This is a genomic window from Hydrogenophaga sp., from assembly GCF_041633695.1.
Lineage (GTDB): Bacteria > Pseudomonadota > Gammaproteobacteria > Burkholderiales > Burkholderiaceae_C > Hydrogenophaga.
Genome location: NZ_JBFJMY010000156.1, coordinates 1 through 9,073 on the forward strand (window position 1 = coordinate 1; position 9,073 = coordinate 9,073).

General features: G+C 63.8%; 7 protein-coding genes and 1 pseudogene. 3 read left to right on the plus strand and 5 right to left on the minus strand.

From position 1 onward, the window contains the following. A partial coding sequence (locus ABYB95_RS11335) for a DegT/DnrJ/EryC1/StrS family aminotransferase (protein WP_372658631.1) occupies nt 1-831 on the plus strand: 831 nt, incomplete at its 5' end. After that, on the plus strand, nt 818-2,626 hold the full coding sequence (locus ABYB95_RS11340; RefSeq protein ID WP_372658632.1) for a polysaccharide biosynthesis protein: 1,809 nt from the start codon (nt 818-820) through the stop codon (nt 2,624-2,626). The genes ABYB95_RS11335 and ABYB95_RS11340, both read left to right, overlap by 14 nt. An 80-nt stretch (nt 2,627-2,706) precedes the next feature. On the opposite strand, the gene ABYB95_RS11345 is transcribed toward ABYB95_RS11340, so the two are convergent. From ABYB95_RS11345 to ABYB95_RS11365, 5 genes are all read right to left on the minus strand, one after another. After that, nucleotides 2,707-3,423: an ABC transporter ATP-binding protein gene (locus tag ABYB95_RS11345; RefSeq protein ID WP_372658633.1), complete on the minus strand. Its 717-nt coding sequence runs from the start codon at nt 3,421-3,423 to the stop codon at nt 2,707-2,709. Between the two features lie 117 nt (nt 3,424-3,540). Continuing rightward, nucleotides 3,541-4,314 carry an ABC transporter ATP-binding protein gene (locus ABYB95_RS11350; RefSeq protein ID WP_372658634.1) on the minus strand — a complete coding sequence of 258 codons (774 nt, stop codon included), beginning with the start codon at nt 4,312-4,314 and terminating at the stop codon, nt 3,541-3,543. Nucleotides 4,315-4,417: 103 nt separating this feature from the next. Further along, complete coding sequence (locus ABYB95_RS11355) at nt 4,418-5,503, minus strand: branched-chain amino acid ABC transporter permease (protein WP_372658635.1); 1,086 nt, start codon at nt 5,501-5,503, stop codon at nt 4,418-4,420. Nucleotides 5,504-5,523: 20 nt separating this feature from the next. After that, nucleotides 5,524-6,453 (minus strand): branched-chain amino acid ABC transporter permease, encoded by a 930-nt coding sequence (locus ABYB95_RS11360; RefSeq protein ID WP_372658636.1) that lies wholly within the window; start codon nt 6,451-6,453, stop codon nt 5,524-5,526. Nucleotides 6,454-6,953: 500 nt separating this feature from the next. Further along, on the minus strand, nt 6,954-8,426 hold the full coding sequence (locus ABYB95_RS11365; RefSeq protein ID WP_372658637.1) for an aldehyde dehydrogenase family protein: 1,473 nt from the start codon (nt 8,424-8,426) through the stop codon (nt 6,954-6,956). Nucleotides 8,427-8,579: 153 nt separating this feature from the next. Between ABYB95_RS11365 and ABYB95_RS11370 the strand changes: the two are divergent. Beyond that, nucleotides 8,580-9,073, plus strand: a pseudogene (locus ABYB95_RS11370) (hypothetical protein); the annotation flags it as partial.

Below are 9,073 nucleotides of genomic sequence, written 5' to 3' on the forward strand. Positions count from 1 at the left end.
CGGGCTTTGGCCTGGGCGCAGCGCGAAAACCGCCTGCCGCGTTGCGTGATCCTGGTCAATCTTTATGGCCAGAGCGCCAACATGGAAGCGCTGCTGCCGATCTGCGAAAGCTACGGCGTGCCGGTGCTGGAAGACGCGGCCGAATCGCTGGGTGCCCGGTACAAAGGCCGCGCCAGCGGCAGTTTCGGCCGTCTCGGTGTCTATTCCTTCAACGGCAACAAAATCATCACCACCTCGGGTGGCGGCATGCTGGTGTCGGACGACGCCGAGCTGATCGCGCGTGCCCGCAAGCTCTCCACGCAAGCGCGCGAGCCCGCGCGCCACTACGAGCACGTGGACGTGGGCTACAACTACCGCATGAGCAATGTGCTGGCCGGCATCGGGCGCGGCCAGCTGCGGGTGCTGGAACAGCGGGTGGCGCAACGCCGCCAGGTGTTCGAGCGCTACCGCACCGCTTTGGCCGACGTGCCCGACATCCGGTGGATGCCCGAACCCGCAGGCCACCGCACCACGCGCTGGCTGACCTGCTTCACGCTCGCCAACCCCGATGCCACGGCGCAGTGCGATGCCATCATGCGATCGCTGGAGCGCCATTCGATCGAAGTGCGACCGATCTGGAAACCCATGCACCTGCAACCGCTGTTCGCAGGTGCGCCGTACTTCCCGCACCAACAGGCGCCGGACAAGGAACACGATGTGGCGCGCCAGCTGTTTGAAACCGGTGTGTGCCTGCCCTCGGGCTCCAACCTCAGCGAAGAACAGCAGGACCGCGTGATCGACCACCTGCGCCGCGCCTTGTCGCAAGCCGAGAGCGACCGTGCGCTGGCTTAAATCCAACCTCGTGGCCTTTGGTCTGGATCTGGCGCTGACCGCCCTGGCCTGGTGGTTCGCCTTTTGGCTGCGTTTCAACTTCGAAACGCCGGACGAGTTCCACGCCATGATGCTGGAGACCAGCATCTGGCCGCTGCTGGGCCTGGGCTTCAGCTTGCTGGGCTGGCGGGTGTACCGCCACATTTGGCGCTACACCAGCGTGGCCGAACTCACACGGCTGGTGTACGGCGTGGTTCTGGGTGGGCTGCTCACCACCGCGCTGATCCTGATGCTGCGCGTGCCCTTTTTCCCACGCTCGGTCTTGTTGCTGCACCCGATGCTGACCCTGTTGCTGCTCGGTGCGGTGCGGGTGGGTGCGCGCCTGCTGTTCACGCAGCAGACCCAGGGCTTGCCAACCGGCAAACCCCTGCTGATCATCGGTTCGGTGCAAGACGCCGCCGCCGCCCTGCCCGCTCTGCGTGGCCTGCGCCTGTGGTCCCCGACCGGCATCATCAGCCCGGTGGCCGCCGAGAAAGGCCGCAGCCTGCAAGGCCTGAGCGTGCTGGGCACCTTGGCCGAGTTGCCGCGCATCGCCGAACGCACAGCGGCCGCTGCCGCCTTGGTGGTGTCTGCCCCCGGGTCGGACGCCCGGCGCGACGCGCTGATGGGCGCCAGCGATGCCGGTCTGCCGCTGCTGACCATGCCGCGTCCCGACGAGTGGCTGCAAAACGATGCCGGCCAGCCCCGGCGCATCGAGCTGGAAGATTTGTTGGGGCGCACGCCGGTGGCGCTGGATGAAAAAGGCTTGTCCGAGCTGATCGCCGGCCAAACCGTGCTGGTCACCGGCGCGGGAGGCTCCATCGGGTCCGAACTGTGCCGCCAGATCGCGCGTTTTGGTGTTTCGAAACTGGTTTGCGTGGATGTGTCCGAGTTCGCCATCTACCAGCTGGAGCAGGAGCTGCGGCAAGCGCACCCGCAAATGCAGGGCTTTTATTACACCGCCAACGTGCGCGAGCAGGAACGCCTGCTGGCCATTGGCCAGCGGCACCGGCCAGCGGCGGTGTTCCACGCGGCGGCCTACAAGCACGTGCCGCTCATGGAGTCGCTCAACGAGATCGAAGCCCTGCGCACCAATGTGCTGGGCACCTTGCACGCGGCCCGCATGGCCGGCCACTGCGGTGCACAACGCTTTGTGCTCATCTCCACCGACAAGGCGGTGAACCCGACCAATGTGATGGGCGCCAGCAAACGGCTGGCCGAGCAGATGATGCAGGCGGTCGCGGTCGAGTTCGAAGCCACGCGTTTTGTGGCGGTGCGGTTTGGCAATGTGCTGGGCTCCAGCGGATCGGTCGTGCCCTTGTTCACCAGCCAGATTGCGCGCGGCGGGCCGGTCACGGTGACGCACCCCGACATCGTGCGCTACTTCATGACCATTCCGGAAGCCGCGCAACTGGTGCTGCAGGCGGGGCTCGTGGGGCTGACGCGCCACATCTACGTGCTGGACATGGGCGAGCCGGTGAAGATCGTGGAACTCGCCCGCCTGTTGATCCGGCTGTCGGGTCAGACCGAGCAGGACGTTCCCATCGCGTTCACCGGTTTGCGCCCGGGCGAAAAGCTGTACGAAGAACTGCTGGCCAACGACGAAACCACCGAGCCCACGCCCCACCCCAAGCTGCGCGTGGCCAAGGGCGCACCCAGCCAACTGGACGTGGATGCCGTGGTGGCCTGGGTGCGGGATGCCGGTGCCCTGCCCAGTGCCGAGAGCACCCGAAACTGGTTGCAGGAACGGGTGCCGGAGTACCTCGCGCAGCACTGAGCCCAGATGGGTCTGCGGGGCCACCGGGCCGCAGCGCCGATATGCCAACGCGGCGCCTGGTTCGCCGCGCTATTGGCCCGTTATTCGCCCAGGTAGGCTTCGCGCACCCGGGGGTCGTCGAGCATGTCGATGCCCTTGCCCGTCATGGTGATCTCGCCCGAGTCCATCACATAACCGCGGTCGGCGATCTGCAGCGCGCGGCGGGCATTCTGCTCCACCAGCAACACGGTCACGCCCTGGGCCGACACATCGCGCACCACCTCAAAAATCTTGTCCACCATGATGGGCGACAGACCCATGGACGGCTCGTCCAGCAACAGCACCTTGGGCTGGCTCATGAGCGCCCGCGCCATGGCCAGCATTTGCTGCTCACCACCGCTCATGGTGCCGGCCAACTGGTCCTTGCGTTCTTTGAGGCGGGGGAAGATGCCGAACATGCGCTCGATGTCCTTGGCAATGCCCGCCGTGTCCTTGCGGATGTAGGCACCCATCTGCAAGTTCTCCAGGATCGACATGCGGGTGAACACGCCGCGCCCCTCAGGCACCATGGCCAGGCCTTCGCGCACCAGATCCCAGGCACCTTTGCCCTGGATGCTCTTGCCCATGTATTCGATGTCACCGCCTTCCATGGACAGCGATCCCGTGATGGCCTTCATGGTCGTGGTTTTCCCCGCGCCGTTGGAGCCGATCAGCGAAATCAGCTCGCCCTCCTGCACTTCCAGATCGATGCCTTTGACGGCCTTGATGCCACCGTAAGAGACCTTCAGGCCGGTGACTTTGAGTAGGGTGTTTGCCATGTCATTCTTCCTTGTTCGTTGCCATCGCCGCGCATGAAACCGCTGCCCGGAACACCGCAGAACCGGCTTGGCCAGACTGCAGGTGCGTCCCTCCATGGGACCGGGGCGCGGGCCATGTCAATGGCCGCTGGTGCCCAGGTAGGCCTCGATCACTTTGGGATCTTTCTGCACCTCGGCCGGCGTGCCCGAAGCGAGCTGCTTGCCGTAGTCCAGCACCGTCACGCGATCGCACAAACCCATGACCAGTTTGACATCGTGTTCGATCAGCAAAATGGTGCGGTTGTCCTTGCGGATCTGGTCGATCAGCTCCCGCAGCAGCAGCTTTTCGGTGGCGTTCATGCCCGCCGCCGGCTCGTCCAGCGCGATCAGCTGGGGGTCGGTGGCCAGGGCACGCGCGATTTCGAGCCGCCGCTGGTCGCCGTAGCTCAGCGTGCGCGACTTGTAGTCGGCCAGTTTGCCAATGCCCACGTAGTCCAGCAGTTCTTGAGCGCGTGCGCGGATGGCCGCCTCTTCGTGCTTGAAGCCCGAGGTCCGAAACAGTGCGCCGATCAGGCCCGAATGGGTGCGCACATGGCGTCCCACCATCACGTTTTCCAGCGCCGTCATCTCGGCAAACAGCCGGATGTTCTGGAACGTCCGTGCGATACCGGCCTTGGCCACTTCGTGCACCGCCGAGGGCGTGTACGCCTTGCCCGCCAGTTCGAAGGAGCCGCTGTCGGGTGTGTACAAGCCGGTCAGCACGTTGAAGAACGTGGTCTTGCCCGCGCCATTGGGCCCGATCAGACCATAGACCTGACCACGCCGGATCTCGATGCCCACGTCGCTCAGCGCCTGGAGGCCGCCGAAGCGTTTGGACACGTTCGCGACCTTGAGAATAATGTCACTGCTCATCGTGTGGCTCCCATGTTCGTCACGAACGTGTAGCCCTGGGGCCCCGAGGGGGTGTTCGCTGCTGGGAAGCGGTTCTGCACTGCGCTCATTGGGTTTTCTCCGCTCACTTGCTCAAGGATTTGCCGTGCTCGGGCGCGGGCCACAAGCCTTTGGGGCGCAGCAACATCACCACCACCATGGCCAGCGCGATCAGCAGCTGGCGCAGGATTTCCGGCGCCAGACGGCCGTCGGTGAGCTGTGTGAGCGGCCCCGCCACGTGGCGCAGCAGCTCGGGCAAGCCCGCCAGCAGCAAGGCGCCCAGGATCACGCCGGGAATGTGGCCAATGCCACCCAGCACCACCATGGCCACCACCATCACCGATTCCATCAGCGAAAAGGACTCGGGCGACACAAAGCGCTGGAAAGAAGCAAACAACACCCCGGACACGCCGCCGAACGATGCGCCCATGCCAAATGCCAGCAGCTTCAGGTTGCGCGTGTTCAAGCCCATGGCCTTGGCGGCGGTCTCGTCTTCGCGGATCGCCATCCAGGCGCGGCCGATGCGCGAATCCTGCAAGCGGTACGACAACAGCACCGCAAACAGGACAAAACCGAGGAACACGTAGTAGTACATGGTCACCATCTCGAACCGGTAGCCCAGCACTTCCAGCGGCTGGCCGATGTCCAGTCCAAAGATGCGGATGGTGTCGATCTGGCTCAGGCCCTTGGGTCCGTTCGTGATGTTGAGCGGGCGGTCCATGTTCAGCAAGAAGATGCGGATGATCTCGCCAAAACCCAGCGTCACGATGGCCAGGTAGTCGCCTCTGAGCTTCAGCGTAGGCGCCCCGAGAATCACCCCCACAATGCCGGCGATCAAGGCCGCCACGAAGATGACCGCCCACATGGCGATGTGGACCCCGTTGGGAAACCAGGCCTTGATGGCCGGAAACACATCCGTCAGGTGGGGTGAACCGAGCAAAGCGAACACATAGGCGCCCACCGCAAAGAAGGCGATGTAGCCCAGATCGAGCAGACCCGCATAACCCACCACGATGTTCAGGCCCAGGGCCAGCAACACGTAGAGCAAGGCGATGTCCACAATGCGCACCCAGGAGTTGCTCCCCGTGGACTGCAACAGCAATGGCAAGGCCAGCAAGGCCAGCGCGGCGATCGCAAAGGCAATCAGCTTGCCCGTTTTGGAATTCAGCATGGTTTGAATCTCCTGGCGGTTTAGGCGCGGTCGGCCACACGCTCACCGAGCAGGCCCGAGGGGCGCAGCGTCAGCACAATGGCCAGAACAATGAAGGCAAAGATGTCGGTGTACTGGCTGCCCAGCACGCCACCGGTGAATTTGCCCAGGTAGCCCGCACCCAGCGACTCGATCAGGCCCAGCGCCACACCGCCGACCACCGCACCCGCGAGGTTGCCGATGCCGCCCATCACCGCCGCCACAAAGGCCTTCAGGCCCGGCATGAAGCCCATGGCGTGCTGCACCGTGCCGTAGTTCGACGCCCACATGATGCCGGCGATGGCCGCCAGCATGGCGCCGATGATGAAGGTGGCGGAGATGACCATGTCGGGCTTGATGCCCATCAAGGCGGCCACACGCGGATTTTCCGCCGTGGCCCGCATAGCCCGCCCCAGGTTGGTGCGGTTGACCAGCCACATCAAAAAGGCCAGCGTCACCACCGTGGTGGCCAGAATCGTGATTTGCGTGACCGAGATCACCGCGCCACCAAAGTGGTAGGGATCGGTCGAAAGCATCGAAGGGTAAGACTTCGGGTTCGGCTTCCAGATGATCATGGCCAAGGTTTGCAGCAGGAGCGACATCCCGATGGCCGTGATCAGCGGCGCCAGCCTGGGCGAATTGCGCAGCGGCCGGTAGGCCAGCTTTTCGATCACAAAGTTCAAGGCCGCGCACACCACCATGGCGATGACGGTGGCCAGCAGGAGCAACAGCCAGCTGGGCAACCCCAGGGACGACTCCATCATGCTCTGGATGATGGACCAGCTGGTGAGCGCCCCCACCATGAGCACGTCGCCGTGCGCGAAGTTGATCAAGCCGATGATGCCGTACACCATGGTGTAGCCCAAGGCCACCAGCGCGTACATACTGCCGAGAACCAGACCGTTGATGATCTGCTGCAGCAAGGTTTCCATGAAACTTCTCCGTTTTTTTCAGGCCCTTGCTGCCGGTGTGGCAACGGCCTGTTTCAACCTAGTAGCAAAAAACCCGCCAGGCTCGACCTTGGAACAGGACAGACTGCGGGTTGGTGGCGGAATTGTAGCCAAGCGTTTCCGGGCTTTCATGCGTGGAAGCCCTAGGCACGGGTGGGTATACCCTGGGATTTCAGTGACAAGCCTCACAACATCAGTGGGTTTGGAACTCCATTAGTTATTTTGATTGTTCAGATTTTTCAGCTTTCGCAGCTTATAGGCGATGCGCAATTCCAGACCCCCACTGCACCGACCGGCCAAAAATGGTGAGATGTGCCGTCTGGCAAGTGGTGCTGACCATGCGGGTACCCGCGCAGTGACGCGGCGATCCTGCAGGAAACGCCCTTGAGCCGGGTCATCAGGTCGCGCTTCGGCCTTGTGGGATGGATCGCACACTTACGCCGCTTTGGTGGATACCCAGCAAAGCGGCGCCCACCCCACGCTCAACCCAGCTTCACATTGACGTTCTTCGTCACCGTGAACTCAAGCAATTCCTCAAAGCACTCCTCGCGCCCGATACCCGATTGTTTGATGCCACCGAACGGCGTGCCCAGAAAGTGCTGGCTCGAGTTGTTGACCCACACGTACCCCGTATCGATGCGCTGCACCGCGCGGTGGGCGGTGTTCAGATCCCGGGTCCATATCGATCCGGTCAGGCCAAAGTCGACGCCGTTGACCTGCTCAAAGAGCGCGTCTTCGTCGCTCCACTTGAACACCGCCATCACCGGGCCGAACACCTCTTCGCGCGCCAGCCGCATGTCGGCGCGCATGTCGGCGAACACCGTCGGCTCGAAGAAACAGCCATCGGCCAGGGCCACATCGCTGGGCTGCTTGCCACCGCAAACGAGGCGACCGCCTTCAACCAAGGTGTCGCGCACAAAGCCTTGCACCTTTTCGAGTTGGGCCCGGCTGACGAGCGAACCCATGGTCGTCTCGGGGTCGGTCGGGATGCCGGGGCGGTGCCGCTTCGGCAGTTGCTCGGCGACTGCCGCCAGCACCTGATCGTGGATCGACGCGTGCAGGAAGACGCGGCTCGTCGAACCGCACGACTGCCCACACCAGGTGAAGTTCATGCCACCGATGATCCCGTTGACGAGCTTGTCGAAATCGGCGTCCGGATAAGCGATCAGCGCGTTCTTGCCGCCCAGTTCGAGCAACACCGGCTTCAAGGTGTCCGCCGCCGATCGCATCACCGCTTTGCCGGTCGGCACGCCACCAATCAGCGTCACCTTGCGCACCAGTGGGTGCTGCGACAGCGCTTCTCCGCATGCGCGGCCACCGCTGAGAAAGTTGACCACCCCGGCGGGGAAGATGTCACCGATGATTTCCGCCAGCCGGAACAGCGACAGCGGCGCTTGATCGGGTGACTTCACAACCACCGTGTTGCCAGCGGCCAGCGGTGCGGCGATGCGCAGCGCGGCGAACATCAACGGGTGGTTGTAGGCGACGATGCGCGCCACCACCCCCATGGGCTCGCGCAACGTGTAGTTGAGGTGGTTGTCACCCATCGGGATCGTCTCGCCTTTGATCTCGGTGGCGAGACCGGCGAAGTAGTCGAGGCCGTCGGCAGCCATGCCGGCGTCGCCGCGCAGCATCGAAAACGGGTTGCCGGTATTGAGCGCATCCAGCGTTGCCAGTTCATCGGCGTGTTCGCGCAGCGCGCTAGCGGCCTTGCGCAGCAGGCGGCCGCGGTCGGTCGGCGTCACCTTGCGCCATGTGGCGAACGCTGCGTGCGCGGCGCGCACGGCGCCATCGACGTCGTCGGCATCGGCGACCGGCGCCTGCGCGATGACTTCGTTGTAGGCGGGATTGAGCGTGTCGGCGTACTGGCCGGCTCTCGGTTCATGCCACTGGCCACCGTAGTAGAGCGCCAGGTGCTTGGGCAGTATGTGGGCGGGAATGTCTTTCTTGCGCATTGAACTCTCCATGGGGATAACGACGAGGTGGCGATCAAATCACACCGCTCAGGGTTTGATCAATCTTGGTTTCAAGTCTCAACATGTGAGACTCGCCTTTGACGCCTATCCCGTCAGCACCGATCATCGTGTCCTCGAACAGGAGTCCCACACATGGAAATCGGCGCCACCCTCGGTCAACTCGACCTCAGCGCAAGCGACCCGCAGGCACTGGCTGCGTTTTACGCCAAGACCTTCCGGCTGGATTGCACCGAACAAGACGGTACCTTCATCTGCAGCGCACCAGAACGGCGCTTGACATTCACGGCTGGTGCACCGGCGCAATTGCGCCGCGTCACGCTGCGCTTCGGTGATCGGGCCGCGTTCGACGCCCACCGCGCCACACTGCTCACGCGCGCCGTGGCACTGATCGAGGACACGGCGACCCACTACGCTCTGCGCGACCCTAAAGGCCATGAGGTGGCGTTCCAGGCTCCAGAGGCAGCACCGGCAGCACCCGCCGCAGCGCCGCCATCCGGTCTGTCGGCGCGTTTGCAGCACTTTGCGCTGCGCACACAGCGCGTCGCTCCGCTGGCCGACTTTTACATCAACCAGCTCGGGTTCATCGCATCGGACCGTGTCTACGACGACGACGGCGACCTCACCGC